This window comes from Sphingobacterium sp. Ag1, assembly GCF_000988325.1.
Lineage (GTDB): Bacteria > Bacteroidota > Bacteroidia > Sphingobacteriales > Sphingobacteriaceae > Sphingobacterium.
In genome coordinates this window covers 147,621-169,279 of sequence record NZ_LBGU01000034.1, presented here as the reverse complement: position 1 = coordinate 169,279, position 21,659 = coordinate 147,621, and the positions used below count along the sequence as shown (strand labels likewise).

Sequence of the window (21,659 nt, the reverse complement as noted above, 5' to 3'; positions counted from 1 at the left end):
CGGAAATCAGTCGGTGACTAAATTCGCTATTTGAACAGTGCTCGTCCAGTGCTTGTTCAGTGCTCGTTCAGTGCTTGTTCAGTGCCCGTTCAGTGCTTGCTCAGTGAAGACTGAATAAACAATGACTAATTACTGTCCAAATATTGATTAAAAATTGTTGTTTCATCTAATTTGGCATGAGTATTTTTCCTTAATAATGCTTATCTTTAATATCTATAACATAATCAGGTAATTATGGCAATCGTTAAAAATGGTGTTAATGGAACTGTTTCCGGTAAAGCAGGTTCTGTTGTGTTTGTATCGACTAAAACGGGAAATTATGTACGATCTCTCCCCCGCGTTAGGAAACGGGAGCCCACTCCTGAGCAACTGCTCAGTAGAAAACGCTTCAAAATGATGAGGTCGCATATTAGCCAATTAAAACCGATCATCAATATGGGTTATAAAGCGTACAGCTATCCTAAACGGGCTTACGATGTCGCGATGTCCTATAATTTGAACGAAGCACTAATCCGGGAAGGAGACGGTTTTGTGGTTGATTGGCAGAAATTTATGATTGCCAAAGGAATTCCCAATCCCATCACTTCCTACACGCTGGATTTCGATCAAGAAAACCAAGTGCTTCAGGTTACCTGGGAATATGATGCCTATCTGGAAGCAAAGTTCAACACAGGAACTTACGATTCGTTCCTAGTCCTGTATAATGCAGCGGATAACGGGAACGGATATTCACTTGTGATGAACGATGTAAAAAACAGCTTAATGTCTGGTAAACAACATGTTGAAGTGCCAAAAAATGGGAAGGAACTGAAGTATGAGGTGTATATCTTTTTTATCGAGAGTTACGGTGGAGGTAATACAGACAGTCTGCACTTGGGGACGATAACGATTTGAGTATACATAGTGCTGACACGATCGTGTATTATAAAATAGCGTAAAAAGGGGCAGTCCACATTTGGATAGCCCCTTTTTTTGTGCACTATTGTTACTGGTCTACCAGTCGATATTTCTATTGTCTGTTGAACCTACTTCCCATTGTTCGCTCACTTTACCGCTGTTGGCATCTTCTGGTCTGGCGTATGCCGAACCAGCGGCGATACCTTGTTCAAGTTCGATCGTGGCTACGCTAATTTGAGGGGCGATGTATGCTAATTTCTTTTCCATAATATCTTTTTTATCCTTGCTGAATCTCTATTGTTATGCTCAGCGTGTATTTAACTTTTAAGATTATTGATCTATTTATTGACTATTGGTGACTACTGACAAGGGATTTTCTTCTTTCCAGCGCCTACACCTTTGATAATTGTACGTCCATCAACAAGTTGGGTCACTTTTACGGTGTTGCTTTGTGTTGCGCTCCACGGGAATGTGTTGAAGCTGTTGCCATTAACGAGTTTAAGTTCATATAGAGGACCGCCGGATGTTTTGCTACCAAACATGGTAACCTGGCCAGTTCTGCTGATGACAAGCTTGATCAATGGGGCTGCACTTGTACCTTTCATGTTGTAGACCTGATCGATTCTTTTACCAGTTTCAATATTGTTACCTGCGTATTTGCTTCCATCAACAAACTGGATGTTTTGAGCAGAAGAGGCACCCACTTCAAATTGAATTTCCTGTTTCGCCAATTTGACACCATTTACTTCCATGTTGAATGCATTGTCCAGTTCGGTAATGTCGAAAACAAAGCCATAGTCTGCCGCTGGAGCAGTGAAATTTCTATCGATTGTCGTTCCATTGGCATAGAATTTTCCATCTTTCATAATACCCGTTTTACCTCCCGATGTTGTTGCCGGATAACTCCAGTCCAAGCCATTGCTGGTTACATTTTGTGTGCAGGTTCTGAAGTTAAGTTTCAGATCGTATTTCTGTCCAGGATTGATCTTAACATTTGGAATGGTGATGTTTGTTTTAGTCTCATCATCCAGTGTTAGACTACCGAGCATCAGTGTTCCATTGCTGGTTGCCGGGTGGATCAATAAAGAGGGGTTACTGATCACGCTACGTAGGCCATTTCCTAAAGCCGGGAATTGCGTGGTCACGCCTGCGTTGTTCAAGCCATTGTAGGTTAGTGTTTGGTCTGAGAATTTCAAATTTGCACTACCATGACTAGGTTTTAATACGGCAGTCCCGATTTGAGTAATAGCTCCGGTCATACTTGGATCCATGGTCAATGTTGTGGTGATTTGGCTAAACCGGTGTTTTAATACAACATTTAAGTTATTTACACCACTTTTTAACGTTAATGTGCCAGTGTAATACATCAAATCACCACTTATATTGTCTAGGCTGGCTGTGGACAGTGTGTTTTGATTGTTGACACCCGGTAATGCTGTGGTACTATTGATCGAATAGGCAATGAACGTGTAAGATTTTCCAGCGTCAAGAATGATACCTGCAGCAGTAGCTTCCTCACCATAGCTATAAATCTTTTCCGTTACGTAAGCGCCTTGGTTGTCATAGACAACAACTTTATATTTAACGTTTTTGTCCAATGGCTTCTCCTGTGTCTGAACAGCCGCTAGTTTGGGGTTGGACGAAGCGACGAGGCTTTTTGTAACCGCTGAATTGTTTGTTAGGATCACGTCGACAGATCCACCGTTTTCAAGCGGTACAGTCATTTCCTGTACATCAGGTGCATCGATTGATGTGCGCGAAGCGTTTGCAGATGCTTGCTTTTGAACAGCATTGTCCGCTTCAGTGTAAGCTTCTACACCTGAAAGATTGATTTTAACGATAGTTTCTCCTGTTAATGCGGTGTTTTCTCCACTTTTGTTACAGGAATAGAGACTAAGTGCGAAAGCACTGCACCCGAGCATGAACAGGTTAGTCAGTCGGCGATGGGGGATTAGATTCATGTTAATTGACATTTTGTTTTGTTATTGATTTGTTGATTTCGTTGTTAATTTATTTGTCGTACCATCTTTGCAGGTATATGCCTGTTTCTGTTTAAAATGCGGTATACGATTGCTTTTTTTGTTGCTATTATTTTTTATCGATGCAATTATATAAATAGCATTTTACTTAATATGACCTATTTGTATTATCTTATTTTTCTTGTAGAGAAATATCTACAATGCAGTTGTTTGCCGCTTTAAAGCTGTTTAAACATGTTTCGTGCTGTTTTTCTGTTAATTACAATTCGTTTTATTTGAATAATATTATAATAATAGTTAATGTTTAGATTTACTAAATGTGCTATGTTGGATTGTGCGGTTTTTATGAGGTGAAGGTTGAAAAAAGTGATCCGTTGTGCGTAAAACTGCTTTGCTTTTTAGGAAGCATAGGAGTTCCTGCTGAAGAATAGATTTGTCGGATAAGCGGAGATTTTAATTTATTTTTTTAAATTTGTGTATTCATGAGGTTAATTGTTTTCATATTGATAGCATATATTATGGGACTTTCTTTTGTTCCCTGCAGTGATTCTACCAATCGCTGCGAGCAGACTGTTATGGAAAGACAATTAAACCAAACTCATAACCATAATGATGACGCGTCCGATGCTTGTTCGATTTTCTGCTATTGCAATTGTTGTAGTGGAAATATAACGGCTTATGCGTATCAATTTCCGCAAATAGATGGTGTCCCGGTTTCAATTTATTTTGATAATCGTAATCCTGTCCTCAATACAGCGATTGTTTCCAGTTATTTTGGGAGCATCTGGCAGCCGCCAAAGGTTAATGCTTAATTTTTCGTAAAAATTCTAGAAACAAATCTGATAGAGCATGCTATGCTGTTCTTTATTCAGCTTTGTGCTCGGAATACGCTTGTTGTATGGTATTACGACAAAAGATGAGCTATTCTAACGAGCTATTATTTAAGCATTAATCACGTATAATTGTGTTAGATCATATTATAAAATTTAGCATTAAGAACAAGATCATTATCGGTTTAATGACCTTGTTGCTTATCATTTGGGGGGCATGGAGTGCAACGAAACTGCCAATCGATGCCGTTCCCGATATTACCAATAATCAAGTCCAGATCTTTACCTCTTGTCCAACGCTTGCCGGGCAGGAAGTGGAACAATTGGTTACTTTTCCAATTGAACAAAGTATTGCAACTGTACCCAAAATTGAGGAGATCAGGAGTATTTCGCGCTTTGGACTTTCTGTCATTACCGTTGTTTTTGACGATGATGTAGATATCTATTTTGCCCGTCAGCTGATTGGTGAGCGTTTAAAAGAAGCGGTGGATCAGATTCCACAAGGTATTGGTAAACCTGAGCTGGCTCCAGTGAGTACTGGACTGGGAGAAGTATATCAATATATTATCCATCCCAAAAAGGGAAGCGAAAAGAAATACAACGCAAAAGATTTGCGCACCATGCAAGATTGGATTGTTGCCCGTCAGCTCTATGGCACACCTGGGATTGCCGAGGTCAATAGCTTCGGTGGTGAGCTCAAACAATATGAAGTAGCTGTTGATCCGAATAGACTTAAGGCAATGAATATCACTATTCCAGAGCTATTTACTGCCCTGGAGAAAAACAATCAAAATACAGGTGGTGCCTATATTGATAAAAAACCGAATGCCTACTTTATCCGGGGAATTGGGCTGGCGACCTCCTTGGAAGATGTCAGAAATATTGCCATCCGAAAATCAGGGGCAATACCGATTTATGTAAAAGATGTTGCGGATGTACGTTTTGGTCATGCTGTGCGCTATGGTGCCTTGACATACAATGGTGAGGTCGATGCTGTGGGAGGCGTCGTCATGATGCTGAAGGGTGAAAACAGCAATGAGGTGGTCAACCGCGTGAAAGAAAAACTACCGACTATTCAAAAGTCGCTACCTGATGATGTGGTTATAGAGCCCTATTTGGACCGGACAGACCTCGTTGGGCGTGCGATAAGTACCGTTGAAAAAAATCTGATTGAAGGTGCCCTGATCGTCATTTTTGTCCTGGTCTTATTTCTTGGGAACTTGCGGGCAGGTCTTATCGTTGCTTCGGCAATTCCACTGGCGCTGCTGTTTGCACTTGGACTGATGAACGTCTTCGGCGTAAGCGCCAATTTAATGAGTTTGGGCGCGATAGATTTCGGTTTGATTGTGGACGGAGCCGTCATTGTGGTGGAAGCTACACTACACCATTTAGGCTTACGAAAGTCTACCGAGAAATTGACCCAGGCCGAAATGGACCATGAGGTATTTGAGTCTGCTTCAAAGATTCGTACCAGTGCAGCCTTTGGTGAGATTATTATTCTTATTGTCTATATTCCAATTTTAACATTGGTGGGTGTTGAAGGGAAAATGTTTCGTCCAATGGCGCAAACAGTTGGGTTTGCTATTTTCGGGGCATTGATTCTCTCGTTAACCTATATCCCCATGATGTGTGCTTTGTTCCTGCCGAAAAAACACAGCGACAAGAAAACGTTGAGCGACCGGATGATTGCGGGACTGCAACGTATTTATGAGCCTTTATTACAGAAAGCCATTCGGCTTAAATACCTGATCGTGAGTTTAACCGTTGCCATTTTTGCTTTGTCGGCCCTCTTTTTTAAGAATATGGGAGGCGAATTTATTCCACAATTGCAGGAAGGTGATTATGCATTCCATTGCATACTTCCCCAAGGGAGCTCACTTTCACAAAGTATCGAAACCTCGATGCAGGCATCCCGGATTATCAAAGAGTTCGATGAAGTGAAGATGGTTGTCGGTAAAACAGGAGCTGCTGAGGTACCAACAGACCCTATGCCACCGGAAGCGACAGATATTATGGTGGTATTGAAGCCTCAAAAAGAGTGGAAGTCGGGCCGTTCTTATGAAGAACTGGGGAGCGCTATTCTGGAGAAGCTAGAAGTAATTCCGGGTGTCTTCTTCGAAAAAAACCAACCTATTCAAATGCGTTTTAATGAACTGATGACGGGTATCCGTCAGGATGTTGCTGTAAAGATCTTCGGTGAAAACATCGATTCGCTGGCCGCTTACGCCAATGTGGTTGCCGCGCAGATTCAATCCGTTCAAGGGGCGACTTCGCCACAAGTGGAGCGCGTATCCGGTCTCCCACAAATCAATATCGTTTATGACCGCACCCGTATTGCAAATTATGGCTTGACAATTCAGGACGTCAATGACGTGGTGAGTACTGCTTTTGCCGGTCGAAGCACGGGACAGATCTATGAAAATGAACGTCGCTTTGATTTGGTCGTCCGGTTAGATACAACGCATCGAAACAGCATTGATGATGTGCGTAATTTGATGATTCCTACAGATACGGGTACGCAGATTCCGCTTTCTCAGGTCGCTGCCATTGATTATAAATTGGGGCCGGCCCAGATCAGCCGCGAAGCGGGTAAAAGAAGAATTGTGATTGGATTTAATGTGGCGGGGCGTGATGTTCAAACCGTCGTAAAAGATATCCAACAACAATTGGCTGCAAATGTAAAACTTCCTGCAGGGTATTATTTCACCTATGGGGGGCAGTTTGAGAATTTACAGAAGGCGAGCTCACGCTTGTTGATTGCTGTGCCAGTTTCCTTATTGCTTATTTTTATGCTGTTGTATTTCACGTTTCATTCCTTTAAGCAGGCGACGCTCATTTTTACTGCAATACCAATGAGTGCTATCGGGGGTGTATTTGCGTTGATGTTGCGCGGCATGCCTTTCAGTATTAGTGCCGGTATCGGTTTTATTGCCTTGTTTGGCGTAGCCGTACTCAATGGTATCGTTTTAATTGGGACATTCAATCAGTTGAAAAAAGAGGGTGTCGATGATATTTTTCAACGTGTTAAAGAGGGTACGTTGACCCGTTTACGTCCTGTACTCATGACTGCGACCGTGGCTTCACTGGGCTTTTTACCGATGGCAATAAGTACAAGTGCCGGCGCTGAAGTTCAGAAACCTTTGGCAACGGTTGTTATTGGCGGATTGGTAACGGCAACTTTCCTGACCTTGTTTGTGCTACCCTTATTGTATATAATTTTTAATTCTAAATTGAATATGAAACGAAGTAGAGGTGCTAAGACCTTTGTTACAGTACTTGTCTTCTCATTTATGGCCTTGGGTTCTGAGGTGTTTGGCCAAGAACGTATTGCTGTGACAGAAGCCGTGGAAACTGCATTGAAGAACAACCGTCAGGTTCAGATCAACCAGGCTGAAATCGTGGGCGCTGGTTTCAATGTTAAGACGGCGACTGAAATCCCCAAGACCGGGATTTTTGCAGAAAATGAAGATTACCGTCCTACGGATAAGGCCGGCTTATTGAAAATTGGTATAACGCAAAGTATTGCCTGGCCTGGACTTTACACTGCGCGTAAGGCGTATTTTAAAGAACAACTAAAATATGCGAACCTAAATACAGATGTATTGAAAACTGCGATTACCAAAGACGTGAGGACAGCCTATTTTCAGCTCTGGTATCTTCAGGATCGACAAAAACTGTATATGGAGTTGGATAGTATCTATACCGCCATGTTCAAAGCAACTGAACTTCGCTTTAGAACGGGTGACGTAGCTGCGCTGGATAAGATCGCGGCTGAAGCAAAGCTGAAGGAGCTGCAGGCACAACTTGTTCAAAACAAAAAGGATATCATTATTCAGCAACAGCAATTGATGATGTTGTTAGATCGTAATGAGTGGATGCTCCCTTTGGATCAGCCCTTGGAGAAGATTGTCGTGGACGCCAGTCCATCAGATGAAACGGCACATCCTTTACTGGTTTTACAGCAGCAAAATGTAAATATCGCTTCATCGAACGTCAGTGTTCAGAAAAATACCAATAAGCCTGAGTTCTCGGGTCGATTTTTCTCCCAACGTGTTTGGGGAGCCAAAGATCCATTATCGGGATTCTCGGTTTCCGCATCTTTTCCGGTCTTTAGCTTAGGCGCCTATAAAAGTAAAGTGAAGGCTGCCAACGCTGAAATGGAAGTTCAACAGCGTAAGTTGGAATATGATACGCAGGTATTCCAGACAAATAAAGGGAATGCACTTGCTGAAATTGACAAGAATAGTGCATTGCTGCAATTTTATGAGTCTTCGGGGTTAAAACAAGCTGATGCAATTATTAAAGCAGCTAGTTTGGGTTATAGAACGGGGGAGATCAATTTTGCTGAATTAAGCCAATTTTTAAGTCAGGCCATTGGCATTCGCCAGAATTATTTAGAAGTTCTCAATCAGTATAATCAATCAGCAATTCAATATAATTACTTCAATAACAAATAAGGCAACAATGAAAGTTTTCATAAAGATATTTATCGTATGTGTAGCCGTTACTGTTTTTTACGGTTGCGGTTCTAATGAGTCGGAGCGTAAAGGTCAACCGGAGGGAAAGGAAGTACCCAAAGCCGAAGCGGAGCATGAGGAAGGGCCGGTTACGGTGGCGGCACTGAGTGCTGCACAAATAAAGGCTGTGGGCATCGTTTTTGGAGGGATTGAAGCGAAGGAACTCACAGCTACCATTAAGGCCAATGGACTTTTGAGTGTGCCCAATAACAATAAAGCGAATGCGACGGCGCTTTATGGTGGTGTCGTAAAGACATTGAACGTACAGTTGGGAGACAATGTGCGTAAGGGACAGGTGATCGCCACGATTACCAACCCGCAGTTTGTACAATTGCAGGAGGAATATGTATCCCTGGCAAGTAAGATTACCTTGGCCGAACAAGAAATGGTAAGGCAACAGGAACTCAATGAAGGCAATGCAGGCGCACGGAAAAATCTGCAGGCCGCAACAGCAGACTTCAACAGTTTAAGGGCCCGAAAGGCTTCTTTGCAACAACAGATCCAATTGATGGGTATTAACCCCAATAGCGTGAATCTGTCCAATATGCGAACTTCACTGGCCGTAACAAGCCCTATCAACGGAACAGTTAGTAATGTTTTTGCGAAAATAGGGAGTTATGTGGATGTCTCTTCTCCAGTGATCGAGATTGTTGACAATAGTCTGTTGCATTTGGATCTGCAGGTATTTGAAAAGGATCTACCTTTGGTTAAAGTTGGACAGCTCATCAACTTTCAGCTGACCAACAATCCGGATAAGACGTATACCGCCAAAGTTTTTACAATTGGATCTTCATTTGAAAATGACAGCAAGACCATCGCTGTACACAGTACGGTTGTAGGCAGCAAAGTGGGGTTGATTGATGGGATGAACATTACGGGTATGATCGGTGTCAAAAATGTGCGGACTCCTGCTGTTCCGAATGACGCAATCGTGGAGGCTGACGGCAAGTATTATATTTTTGTGGAGACCAACAAGAAACCGGAAGAGCATGAGGAGGGGCATGACGATCACGGGCATGCGCACGATGAAGGTGAAGCAAAACATGCACATAAAAATGAGCAAGAAGCCGGGCAGCATGGAGAAGAACAGGCTAAAAACATCAATTTTGAAAAAATTGAGATTCAAAAAGGCGTATCTGCTTTGGGATATACGGCGATTACCCCGGTTACAGAAGTGCCTGCTGGAACAAAAATTGTTGTGAAGGGTGCTTTTTTTATCAATGCCAAAATGAGCAATACTGGTGGGCACGAACATTAATTGACCGTATTTGTTAACATAATCAAAGCAAGTGATGGAACATAAACATCGTTATGATGCACAAGGCAGACAGCTTTGTTGTACACAGACAGAAAAAATATATAATCAGGCTGGAGCTGAGGATCTTATTGGGAAAGCTCCGGCTTCCAGCCATGGTCATGACCATAGCCATGATGAGGACGGTCACGATCACTCGACGGCAGGGGCCAGTCAGATGCAGTTATTTCTACCCGCGCTAATTTCTTTTATCTTACTCATTGCTGCTATAGCCATGGATAATTGGATTGCACAATCCTGGTTTAAGGATTGGGTACGTACAGGCTGGTACATATTAGCTTATCTACCGGTTGGGTTTCCTGTTATCAGGGATGCTTTAAAGAGTATAGCCAAAGGGGAAATCTTTTCGGAGTTTTTGTTAATGAGTATTGCTACCATAGGCGCTTTTGGGATCAAAGAATACCCCGAGGCTGTAGCGGTAATGTTGTTTTACGCCGTAGGAGAGGTGTTTCAGACCTTGGCGGTAAGTCGGGCTAAAAGCAATATTAAGGCTCTACTGGATCAGCGTCCGGATGAGGTGACCATTTTGGAGAATGGAAAGAGCAAAGTGATCAAAGCTGCCGATGCAGGTATAGGAGCAATAGTTCAGCTGAAACCCGGTGAAAAGCTTGGGCTTGATGGTGAATTGTTGTCTGAGCAAGGTGCATTTAATACAGCTGCGCTGACTGGCGAGAGCAAGCCAGATACAAAGATGAAGGGTGATGTTGTACTGGCTGGAATGATTAATATGAACACCGTGAGCCTAGTTCAAGTGACAACAGCATATCAGGACAGCAAGTTGAGCAAAATCCTCGAACTCGTACAGAACGCAACGGCTCAAAAAGCACCTACAGAGCTGTTTATTCGCAAATTTGCTAAGATATATACCCCAATTGTCGTGTTTTTGGCGATTGGAATTTGTCTCCTGCCTTACTTGTTTGTGGATCAATATGTATTTAGCGAATGGTTGTATAGGGCTCTCGTGTTTTTAGTGATCTCTTGCCCCTGTGCACTTGTTATTTCAATTCCTTTGGGATATTTTGGTGGAATTGGTGCTGCTAGTAGGAACGGTATACTTTTTAAAGGAAGTAATTTTTTGGATGCAATGGCAGCTATCCGCCATGTCGTGATGGATAAAACCGGAACAATGACTGCCGGCGTTTTTAAAGTGCAGGAAATTAAGCTACAGGCCGGTTACGACGAAGCAAGGATTTTAAAGCTCGTCAATAAAATAGAGAGCCACAGTAGCCATCCAGTTGCAACAGCGATTAGAGAATATGTCGGTCCGATCGATGAGTCTGTCGATCTCAATAACATAGAAGAAATCCCCGGACATGGACTAAAAGCTATTGCTGATGGCAAAGTGTTGCTGGTGGGCAACTTTAAATTGCTGGACAAATTTAATGTAGTCTATGATATCGATCCCAATAGTATCGTATATACGACCATCGCGATCGCTTTGGACGGTAAATTTGTCGGGTTCATAACCATAGCCGACAGTATTAAAGCGGATGCTGCGCTTACGATTCAACTGCTACATAAACTCGGTGTAAAAGCCACAATGCTGAGCGGGGACAAGACGACTGTAGTCGTCTATGTTGCCAAGGAACTTGGAATAGATCAGGCCTATGGCGATCTACTGCCGGAAGATAAAGTGAATAAGGTCAGGGAAATAAAGGGACTAAACGAATCTGTTGCTTTTGTGGGGGATGGCGTTAATGATGCTCCGGTTGTCGCACTGAGTGATGTTGGAATAGCGATGGGGGGACTGGGCAGTGATGCGACGATCGAGACAGCAGATGTCGTGATACAAGATGACAAACCTTCGAAAATTCCAATGGCCATTCGCATTGGAAAAGAGACGAAAAAAGTTGTTTATCAGAATATAGGCCTTGCCTTCATAGTCAAAGGGGGCGTGTTGATTCTTGGCGCTGGAGGTTTGGCAACCATGTGGGAGGCAGTCTTTGCCGATGTTGGCGTATCGTTAATTGCGATATTGAATGCCATAAGAATTCAGAAAATGAAATTTTGACATTTAGCATCAAGTTGCACCCGCCCTTTTCATTGGATGAAATGAAGGGTGGGTGTATGCCTATTTTTATTAGCTATCATTTATTATTACTAAATATATTAGTATATTTGAGCGTGATTATCATTGCTTCGAAGCGATAATAAGACGTCAATACATGAATGATATGGAAAGGAGCATCGTACATTGTGATCTTGATACATTTTTTGTATCTGTTGAGCGGCTGATAAACAGTAAACTTAATGGTGTACCGGTACTTATCGGTGGTAGCAGTGACCGGGGCGTGGTGGCTTCGTGTTCCTATGAAGCCAGAAAATCAGGGGTGCATGCCGCGATGCCGATGCGCTTGGCACTAAGAATGTGTCCGGATGCAGTTGTCGTTAAAGGCGATCATGATCTCTACAGTTATTACTCCAATATGGTGACCGAAATTATTTCTCTTGAGACACCAGTTGTTGAGAAAGCAAGCATCGATGAACATTATCTTGATGTTTCCGGAATGGACCGTTTCTTTGGATGTTGGAAATGGACACAGGAATTGCGGCAGCGCATTATTCGGGAAACGGGGCTTCCGATCAGTTTCGGCCTTTCTGTTAATAAGACGGTGTCGAAAATAGCGACCGGACAGGCGAAACCATGTGGTGAGCTACAAGTAAATGGAGGTACAGAGAAGCAATTTTTGGCACCACTTTCTATTCGGAAAATACCGATGGTAGGTGATAAATCGTATACCCTGTTGCGTAATATGGGGATTTCGAAAATTGGAACGTTGCAACAAATGGAGATTTTCACCTTACAACAGGTCTTAGGGGAAAATGGTGTCAATATCTGGCGAAAGGCCAATGGTTTGGATGATACGCTTGTGGTCCCTTTTCGTGAGCAGAAGTCCATGTCCAAAGAAACAACCTATCAACAGGATACAATTGATATGGATGTATTGCGGCGCACACTCATCGGTATGGTCGATAATCTCGCATTTGAATTGCGTAAAGAACAGCGGCTTACCAGCTGTGTCACCTTAAAGATACGCTATAGTAATTTTGATACCCATACCCAACAATTGCAGATCGGGTATACCAATTCCGATCGGAGATTGATTGAAGTTGTGCTATCGCTATTTAAAAAGTTGTATAGTCGCCGCATGTTAATTCGGCTGGTGGGGATTAAGTTCTCCGGTTTGATCTATGGGGCTTACCAAACTGATCTATTTGCGGATAATGCCGAAGAAGTAAATTTGATGCAGGCTATGGATCGTATTAAAAATCGTTACGGTACAGCGTTTTTGATGAAGGGAATCTGCGTGCCCATGCCTGGGGAGAAAGGAGGGAGGGATGCTTTTAAATCTTCATAGTTTTTATAGTTTGCGTTATGGCACATTGAGTCTGGAAGATCTTATTGAAGGCATGCAGTCCGGTGGTTACGATACCGCCGTACTAACCGATATTAACAATACTTCCGGATCATTGGATTTTATTCGGTTGGGTCGGAAAAAGGGGCTGAATTTACTTGCAGGAATGGAGTTTCGAGACGGTGATAAGCTTTGTTTTGTCGCTATAGCGAAGAGCGAACGTGGTTTTCAAGAGATTAATGCCTATCGTACCAAACTCAGTAGGGAACAACGATCTGTACCGCAACGCGCTCCTGATTTTGAACAGGTATTTGTTGTTTATCCTTTTTCGGGGATCAACCACGATGGCTTGCGCGACTATGAATATATTGGCATAAGGCCTTCAGAACGGACCAAAGTACGGTTGTATGATCGAAAATATTTAGCGCATTGTGTCATTTTAGCAACGGTTAGTTTCAAACGAGATGATTATGTGCTGCATAGGCAATTGCGGGCCATTGATAATAATCTGTTAATATCACAATTGGAGAGGGATCAGGTGGCCCATCCGGATGAAATGCTGTTGTCAAGACTGACCTTAACGGAAATGTTTTCGGATCTGCCGGAGCTTGTGAATAATACAGAGCAGCTGCTTGCCCAGTGCTCTTTCTACTTCGACTTTGAGACCGTTAAAAATAAAACCACATTTACAGACAGTCATTATGGGGATAAGCAATTGCTTTTTAGTGAGGCATTAGCGGGGCTGGAAAGACGTTATGGAAAAAATGATGCCATTGCAATGGAACGAGTCCAACGGGAATTGGAAATTATAGAACAACTTAAGTTTTCAAGTTATTTTCTGATCACGAATGATATCTGTAACTATGCTCGGCATAGCGATTTTCATTACGTGGGGCGTGGCTCCGGAGCAAACTCCGCCGTTGCTTATTGTTTGGGAATTACCGATGTCGATCCCATCGCGCTGCATCTGCCATTTGAGCGTTTTCTAAATCCAAAACGGAAGAGTGCCCCCGATTTTGATATTGACTTTAGCTGGAATGAACGTGACGCTATGTATCGTTATATTTTTAATAAATATAAACGTGGACATGTTGCGTTGATGGGCGCTATGAGTACGTTTCGGTCGCGAAGTATTTTGCGTGAGCTTGGAAAGGTATATGGGCTTCCTAAGGGAGAAATAGATCGGTTAATCAAGGAACCCGAACATATGCTGAACAAAAATGAGGTAACGAATACCATTTTGAATGTATATAACCGGATGGCGGATTTCCCTAATCAACGTTCAATTCACGCAAGTGGGCTACTCATTTCAGAAGCTCCTTTGGTATGTTATGGAGCGATGGACTACCCGCCTAAAGGACTGCCCACGATGCAATTTGACATGTATGTTGCCGAAGATATTGGTTTTGAAAAATTTGATATCCTATCACAACGGGGAATAGGGCATATAAAAGACTGTAAGGCGATCGTACGGGAGAATCTGGGCGAGCTGATTGATACCGACAACCCCAAGCGTTTCTTTGATGATCCGCTAATAGCAGCACAACTGCAGTCGGCCCATACTATTGGGTGTTTTTATATTGAAAGTCCGGCGATGCGGCAACTATTGACCAAACTGTCCTGTAATAACTATAACACATTAGTGGCAGCATCGTCCATTATTCGTCCCGGTGTGGCGAGTTCAGGAATGATGAGCGAGTATATTCGGCGTCACCACGACCCAGCTGTTGCGAATTATCCGCATCCAGTATTCAAAGAACAGCTGGCTGAAACTTATGGTGTGATGGTTTATCAGGAAGACGTAATGAAAATTGCGAATGCCTATGGTGGTCTGGATATGGCAGATGCGGATGTGCTGCGGCGAATGATGTCGGGCAAGTATCGTGATAAGGAGCATCTTGCGGCCATTAAAGGACGTTTTTTTGCCAATTGCAAGACACGGGGGTACGAGCAGCAGGGAAGTTTAGAAATCTGGAGACAGATGGAGAGCTTTGCCGGCTATTCATTTAATAAGGCACATTCAGCTTCCTATGCTGTTGAGAGTTACCAGAGTTTATACTTAAAAACCTATTTTCCATTGGAGTTTATGGTTGCGGTACTCAATAATTACGGTGGTTTTTATAATCGTAAGGTTTACGTAAATGAAGCGCGGGTTGCGGGCGCCACGATTTGTTTACCATGTGTCAACCAGTCTCATTTAAATGCACGTATTTTTGGAAAAGATATCTATCTGGGCTTTGATTGCCTTCAGCGTCTGGAGGAAAAATTGGCTTTACGGATAGTGAATGAACGGGAATTGAATGGATCCTATCTCAGTTTGGAAAATTTTATTGGCCGGACGGAAATTGGCCTGGAGCAATTGATCATTTTAATCCGTGTGGGCGCCTTGCGTTTTACGGCTATAGGAAAAAAGCAATTATTGTGGGAAGGCCATTTGATGATGAGTAAATATAAACCTCGCCGTGGCGGAAATGTTCTCTTTGAAATTGAGACCAAAAAACCGTTGCTTCCTTTGTTTGAAGAAAACCGCTTGGAAGACTATTATGACGAACTGGAGTTGATTGGTTTCTGTGTTACGGGAACATTGTTTGATTTGGCAAAAAGCAGTTACAGAGGCGATCTTTTTGCAGAAGACATGAAGGCGCATGAAGGTAAGACAATTCGGATGGTAGGCGATTTCGTCTGTGAAAAAATAGTCAAGATGCGCAATGGAGGGCAAATGAAATTTGGAACCTTTTTGGATGCAGAAGGACATTTTTTTGATACTGTCCATTTCCCGCAGACACTTATCGAATATCCACTGCGGGGAAACGGTATTTATTTGATCGAAGGAAAAATTGTAGTTGACTATGGCTGCCCCTCACTTGAAGTAATACGATGTGCCAAGATGCCTTTAAAATCTGATCCGCGAAGTGAATAGCCTGTTTTTTAAATTACCTTTGTAAGAACTCACCTGGTGTTAAAGTGATGACGAAAGAGCAAATTACCGGATTGCTTGAAGGAGTACCCTCTGCAATCGGCGTATATTATATTTATGATAAGCATGATGCGCTAATTTATGTCGGCAAGAGTATCGATATTAGAAATAGGTTATTACAGCATTTTAGAAGCACAGATTTTAAGGAACGTAAAATCCAAGAGGCAGCCAGCAGAGTTGGATTTGAACTGACGGGGCATGAACTACTAGCGTTATTGCATGAATCTGACCTGATCAAAAAATACCAACCCTATTACAATCGGGCGCAGCGTCGAACTTACTATGGATTTGGTCTTTATCTGACCATAAATTCGTCAGGTTATCAAGTGCTTCAGGTTGAGGTGCTTGATCCCGAACGTGAAGAGTTAATGACTTTTTCAAGTTACCAGGAGGGGCGGGAGCAATTATTTCATATCGTGGAAGCTTATCAGCTGTGTCAAAAAATAAACAAATTACAGACGTATACGAAACATTGTTTTCAGTATATGTTGAAGACCTGTAAGGGGGCCTGTATTGCGGAGGAGGTTCCAGAAGACTATAATCGAAGAGTACAGGAATTTGTAAGCTCGTCGGAGCTGCCGATGGGCGAAATATTTTTGGAGTTTTTAGGACGTAATCCCAATGAAAAGGGACTTGTTTACTTGTCGGATGGTCGGTATAAAGGATTTGGTTACTGTAATAAGCGTGTATATAGTGAAAAGAAAAAACGGGAAGCCATTATCTCCAAGGCTGACAACAGGGATATCAGACGTATTTTGAGGCGTTATTTCAAACTCAACCCTGTTTAAATTTTTATCAACACTGATTTACTGGTGTATCAAGCCAGTAAATCAGTGTTTTACCTTCGGTAAAAACTTTTTGTCGTTCTCATCGGAATCTTTATAGTAGGCTCGCGCTTCTTCCAGTTTATGATGCATTTCTTCACGTACGTTGCGGTAGGCTTTCACATGGTATACATTCTGCATTTCTTGCGGATCTTTTTCTAGATCGTATAATTCCCACTCATCTTTGTCATAATAGAAGTGGATCAGTTTGTACCTTTCGGTACGAATTCCATAGTGTCGTTTTACCATATGAATGGAAGGATACTCATAATAGGTGTAATATACGGCATCGCGCCATTGTTGTTCTTTTCCATTGAGTAAACCACGAAAAGATTTTCCCTGCATATCTTTTGGGATGGCAAGTCCTGCATAATCTAGGATTGTGGGGGCAAAATCGAGATTCTGGACAAGTGCCTTTGAGGATTGGCCAGCTTTAATCTCTGCTGGATAGCGGATCAATAAGGGGGTCCGAAGCGATTCTTCATACATAAAACGTTTGTCAAACCAGCCATGTTCTCCTAGATAGAACCCTTGGTCCGAAGTATAAATGACAATGGTATTTTCGTCGAGTCCGTTGTCTTTGAGAAATTCCAATAGACGTCCAACGCCATCGTCTACCGCTGCAACGGTACCAAGGTAATCCTGCATATAGCGTTGATATCGCCAGCGCATCAGGTCTTCTTTGGACATGCTGGGATATTTTATCTTAAAATCTGCCATAATTGGGTTGTATATTGAATCCCATGTTGCACGTTGTGCTGCGGTCATTCTTCCTAAGTTTCCATTAAAGGCAGCTTTATCCCAAGATAGATATTCTTTTAGTCCCAATTCATCCATTAGCGTAGGCGGTATCTTATTGTCACCAGCCCAGTTCATGTGTTTAAGGATATTCATTTCCGCGGTTTTTGCGGCGGTTCCTCTTCCTTCGTAGGTGTCGAATAGATTGTCCGGTTCTTTATAGGTTTTTGATGTATATTGTTGAATATGCCGTAAAGCAGGTAGCCATTCTCGGTGTGGCGCTTTTTGATGATAAAGCACACAGAATGGTTTACTAGTATCTCTTTTAGCGATCCAATCTAAGGTCATATCGGTGGTGAGATCCGATACATAGCCTGGTATTTGTTGTTTCACACCATTGATAATGAAGTTAGGATTATAATATTCGCCCTGGTCGATAAGGACCGCGGAGTAGTTGAATCCCTGTGGCAATCCATCCATGTGGATTTTACCAATTAATGCTGTTTGGTACCCATTTTTTTGAAGAATCTTGGCAAAGTTGTCCTGATTCCAATCGAATTTTGCCTCATTATCAATTTTCCCATTCATATAACTGTGCTTTCCCGTTAAAAGTACAGCCCGACTGGGCGCACATAATGAATTTGTCACGGTCGCACGTGTGAAAATGGCACCTTCCTGTGCTAATCTGTCAATATTGGGTGTTTCATTTAATCCGTAACCATAAGCGCTGATCGCTTGATAACCATGGTCATCACTCATGATATATACAATATTTGGATGCTTTTTTGTCTGCTCTTTTTGTGCCAATGCCCAAAAAGGTACACATGCGTACAAGGTGAACGTAAGAATATAATGATGCAATTTCATGGTTAAGGTTTGTATGTGTTGCGACGATCGTGTTTACCACAAGCTAATATAGCTGTTTTCATTGAGACAAAGATGATGCTATTAGTTTAATGATACCTTTTACTATTTAAATGATTTGTTTATTTTATTATTCTGATAGAAATTTGCAGTATTGATAATTTTACTTATATATGAAGAAGAGTTTATTAGCACTTGCACTAGGGGGATTAGGGATAGGTATTACCGAATTTAGTATGATGGGAATGTTACCGGACGTTGCCCAAAGCCTGCAAGTTTCAATTCCGGAAGCTGGTTATCTCATTACCGCTTATGCTTTGGGTGTTGTTATTGGTGCTCCACTATTGGTAGTTGCTATGAATCGGTTCTCGCCCCTTAAAACCCTGATTACCCTCATGGGATTATTTACCCTGTTTAATGGATTATCTGTGATTGCTCCAGACTACGGTCTTTTGCTGGTGTCGCGTTTTATTTCAGGATTGCCGCATGGTGCTTTCTTCGGTGTAGGGTCTGTCATTGCCAGTCGATTGGCCGATCCTGGGAAAGAAGCGCAGGCGGTAGCGACGATGTATTCGGGATTGACCGTTGCCAATTTATTGGGAGTGCCATTGGGAACCTATATTGGACATCATTTTTCATGGCGTTATACTTTCTTATTGATTGTTGTCGTCGGTATTTTGACCATGTTAGCCTTAAAGTTGTGGATGCCTAAAATGAAAGCAGCACCTAAAAATAATCCCTGGAAGGACTTTGGCATTTTTCGCAATGTGAATGTCTGGTTTATGGTTTTATTATTTTCAGTGGCCCCAGGGGCGTTGTTTGCCTGGATAAGTTATATTGCTCCGCTGATGACTGAAGTGTCTGGGATTGCCGATAAATACCTGCCGTATATTATGGTGTTGGCTGGATTGGGTATGTTTGTAGGGAATTTGATCGGCGGGAAGTTGACGGATGCTTTTTCGCCAACAAAGGTGGTCGTAGCCGTATTGGTGGTTCAGATTTTGTGTATGTTGATTATTTATGGCCTGTCCGACAACGTTGGGATATCCTTGGTAATGACTTTTTTAACCGGAGTCACTACTTTTGCGCTTGTACCTTCGTTAACCCTATTATTGCTTAATTCGGTAAAGAGTGATGCTGAAATGTTGGTTGCTTCTCTGGGGCCTGCATGTTTTAATATTGCGAATGCATTGGGTGCTTTTTTAGGTGGTGTGCCTATTAATCAAGGCTATGGTTACACTTCTCCGGCTTTAGTCGGTGCGGTCATGGCCGCTTTAGGAATAGTAATTTCTTTATGTTACATCCAACGAAGCAAAAGGCAGCCGACTATGGATAACAAAGAAGTTCTTGAGGATGCCGTTGGTCAACTTTCATAGTCCTTCATGTCGTCTTGAAATTTGTTGTCGGTCCTAAAAAAATAGCGAATAGAATTGATGTTAACCAATATTTCCACCAATTCTATTGAAGATAGACTTAAATTGAACATCAATATTTTCACCCAGGTACATGCGCTTGGCCCGGCGTTTTATAGGGTTTCCTTGGTTCAATAGGAAGGAAACTGTGGTTGTATTCTCTTGAGGTAGTACAATTTTGGAATTTTGCCTTAAATAGAGTTTTAACAAAGCCATTCCGGCGGATTGTTTATTGGCGACAATAAGACCTTCTCCCAAAGTGGGAAGATAATAGCCGCGGACAGTTTTGTTCTCCACATAGACAAAGCCAGCCGTGAAATGTGGTTCTATTTCGAATCGTCTATTTTCGGCAGCAGTTTTCTGGTCGAGTGCCAAAAGTTGCTCGCTATAATGGGATTGATAGTGCTGTATGCTGTGGTCCGGTTCTTCAAGCTGAGTGATCTGTATATCATCAAAGAAAAGATAGGAAGAAGATTCCTTAAAGCCGAGTTTTGTGTAAACTGGTGCGCCCATATCCGTTGCAATGAGTTGGATGCTCTTGCATTTTTTGCTATTTGCTATACGAATAAGTTCTTGGGTGATGTGTTTCCCATAGCCTTTTCCTCTTTCATCGGCAGAAACGATAATATGTCCCAACCAGGCTACGTTACTATGGATAATGGTCGTACCTATGGCGACAATTTTCTGATCGACCAGGAGTTTTATGGGTAAACAAAAAGGGCTTTCTATATAGTGTTGTATTTTGATCGTGATATTGCCCCATCCTTCCGGACTTAGCGTTGTAATTATGGGAAGATCCGAAAACTGAATAGGATCAAAATTCATGTAGCCTCTATTTTATTGCGGTTTTATTGTACTTGTTTTTATATTCAAGGGGGGATAGTCCCGTAAACCGACGGAATATTTCACGAAAAGCCTTTACGTCAGTATACCCAATAGCGTACATTACCTCATTTACCGTTTTCCGCGAGCTTTCCAATTCCTTTTTTGCCGATTCCACTTTTATCCGTTGAAGATATTCCACAGGTGTATTACCTGTCGCTTTAATAAATCTACGGTCGAAATTCCGGCGTCCGACGGTGAATTTTTCAGATAACTTCTCCATGGAGATTTTTTCTGAGAAGTTATTCTCGAGATAGTCCTGTGCACGCATGACCATTTCATCGCCATGTGACTTTTGACCATTAAAGATCATAAAATCGGATTGCGTTTGTCTGGCAATATCAATTTGAAATATTTTGGAGCAATAAATCGCTGTCTGTCTGTCGTAAAACTTTTCAACCAGGTAAAGGAGGAGGTTGAGGAAGGAATAACCGCCACCATTGGTATAGATTCCCTGCTCATCGGTAATAATTTGTTCAGTTTTTAAGTTGACTTTGGGGAAGAGCTTATGGAAGTTTGCTGCTGATTTCCAATGGATAGAGCAGCTTTTGTTATCTAAAAGTCCCGTGGATGCGAGCAGATATGCACCGGTACACATGCTTGCAACATTTGCTCCTTTGGCATGATGGTGTAATATCCATTCTGAAAGAACGCTATTCCCAGCTTCTAATGCAGTAAAATTGGAAATGACAGCGGGTACAATAATGAGGTCTGTTTTTTGAATTGCAGTGATATCTTTCTGTGGCATGACCGTTAATAATCCATTGACAAAGTTACTCTGTTTAGAAACTCCTGCTAATTCTATAATAAATATAGGCTCCCTGTTCAGTTGATCGTAATAGCGGTTCGCTTCGGTGAATACATGGTATGTTCCAATAATGCACGATAGCGTATTAGGGCCTGTCTGACTGTCTGGAACTAAGATCGTTAGATGTTTCATGTTCAAAGTTCATAAGATCGAATAAACAATAACATGCCTATTTGATACTATTCAAATATACCTAAACGATTTGTCTAAATCAACCGCTGAGAATGTCTATTTTACACCCCTTTTTGTGTTTTAAAGTC

14 protein-coding genes are annotated in these 21,659 nt (G+C 42.1%); 9 read left to right on the top strand and 5 right to left on the bottom strand.

Annotated features, from left to right (window positions below; all coding sequences use genetic code 11):
* Nucleotides 1–234 precede the first annotated feature (234 nt).
* A complete protein-coding gene (locus AAW12_RS09910) occupies nt 235–894 on the top strand; it encodes a DUF6266 family protein (protein WP_046673440.1) in 660 nt (219 codons plus the stop codon).
* Between the two features lie 99 nt (nt 895–993).
* Here the strand turns inward: AAW12_RS09910 and AAW12_RS26490 are convergent, their stop codons facing one another.
* Complete coding sequence (locus AAW12_RS26490) at nt 994–1,164, bottom strand: hypothetical protein (protein WP_175441970.1); 171 nt, start codon at nt 1,162–1,164, stop codon at nt 994–996.
* 92 nt (nt 1,165–1,256) lie between these two features.
* Nucleotides 1,257–2,858: a fimbrillin family protein gene (locus AAW12_RS09905; RefSeq protein ID WP_156167609.1), complete on the bottom strand. Its 1,602-nt coding sequence runs from the start codon at nt 2,856–2,858 to the stop codon at nt 1,257–1,259.
* A gap of 500 nt (nt 2,859–3,358) precedes the next feature.
* Here AAW12_RS09905 and AAW12_RS26820 point away from each other — a divergent pair, with 500 nt between their 5' ends.
* From AAW12_RS26820 to AAW12_RS09870, 7 genes are all read left to right on the top strand, one after another.
* A complete protein-coding gene (locus AAW12_RS26820) occupies nt 3,359–3,688 on the top strand; it encodes a DUF6660 family protein (RefSeq protein ID WP_410528175.1) in 330 nt (109 codons plus the stop codon).
* Nucleotides 3,689–3,840: 152 nt separating this feature from the next.
* Nucleotides 3,841–8,163, top strand: a complete 4,323-nt coding sequence (locus AAW12_RS09895) for a CusA/CzcA family heavy metal efflux RND transporter (RefSeq protein WP_046673438.1) — start codon at nt 3,841–3,843, stop codon at nt 8,161–8,163.
* 7 nt (nt 8,164–8,170) lie between these two features.
* Nucleotides 8,171–9,481 (top strand): efflux RND transporter periplasmic adaptor subunit, encoded by a 1,311-nt coding sequence (locus AAW12_RS09890; RefSeq protein ID WP_046673437.1) that lies wholly within the window; start codon nt 8,171–8,173, stop codon nt 9,479–9,481.
* A 34-nt stretch (nt 9,482–9,515) separates the two neighbouring features.
* Nucleotides 9,516–11,549: a heavy metal translocating P-type ATPase gene (locus AAW12_RS09885; RefSeq protein ID WP_046673436.1), complete on the top strand. Its 2,034-nt coding sequence runs from the start codon at nt 9,516–9,518 to the stop codon at nt 11,547–11,549.
* A 163-nt stretch (nt 11,550–11,712) separates the two neighbouring features.
* Nucleotides 11,713–12,897, top strand: coding sequence for a DNA polymerase IV (gene dinB / locus AAW12_RS09880; RefSeq protein ID WP_046673468.1), 1,185 nt, complete (start codon nt 11,713–11,715; stop codon nt 12,895–12,897).
* Nucleotides 12,878–15,814, top strand: a complete 2,937-nt coding sequence (gene dnaE, locus AAW12_RS09875) for a DNA polymerase III subunit alpha (protein WP_046673435.1) — start codon at nt 12,878–12,880, stop codon at nt 15,812–15,814. Before dinB ends, dnaE begins: the two co-directional genes overlap by 20 nt.
* Before the next feature lie 47 nt (nt 15,815–15,861).
* Entirely contained in the window at nt 15,862–16,659 is a 798-nt protein-coding gene (locus AAW12_RS09870; RefSeq protein ID WP_046673434.1) for a GIY-YIG nuclease family protein, read from the top strand.
* A 42-nt stretch (nt 16,660–16,701) separates the two neighbouring features.
* On the opposite strand, the gene AAW12_RS09865 is transcribed toward AAW12_RS09870, so the two are convergent.
* Nucleotides 16,702–18,300 (bottom strand): sulfatase, encoded by a 1,599-nt coding sequence (locus tag AAW12_RS09865; protein WP_046673433.1) that lies wholly within the window; start codon nt 18,298–18,300, stop codon nt 16,702–16,704.
* A gap of 170 nt (nt 18,301–18,470) precedes the next feature.
* Between AAW12_RS09865 and AAW12_RS09860 the strand changes: the two genes are divergently transcribed.
* The gene (locus tag AAW12_RS09860) at nt 18,471–19,673 is read left to right on the top strand and encodes an MFS transporter (RefSeq protein ID WP_046673432.1); all 1,203 of its coding nucleotides are present in this window, start codon (nt 18,471–18,473) and stop codon (nt 19,671–19,673) included.
* 60 nt (nt 19,674–19,733) lie between these two features.
* On the opposite strand, the gene AAW12_RS09855 is transcribed toward AAW12_RS09860, so the two are convergent.
* Nucleotides 19,734–20,534: a GNAT family N-acetyltransferase gene (locus AAW12_RS09855; RefSeq protein ID WP_046673431.1), complete on the bottom strand. Its 801-nt coding sequence runs from the start codon at nt 20,532–20,534 to the stop codon at nt 19,734–19,736.
* A 7-nt stretch (nt 20,535–20,541) separates the two neighbouring features.
* A complete protein-coding gene (locus AAW12_RS09850) occupies nt 20,542–21,531 on the bottom strand; it encodes a GlxA family transcriptional regulator (protein ID WP_046673430.1) in 990 nt (329 codons plus the stop codon).
* Nucleotides 21,532–21,659 lie beyond the last annotated feature (128 nt).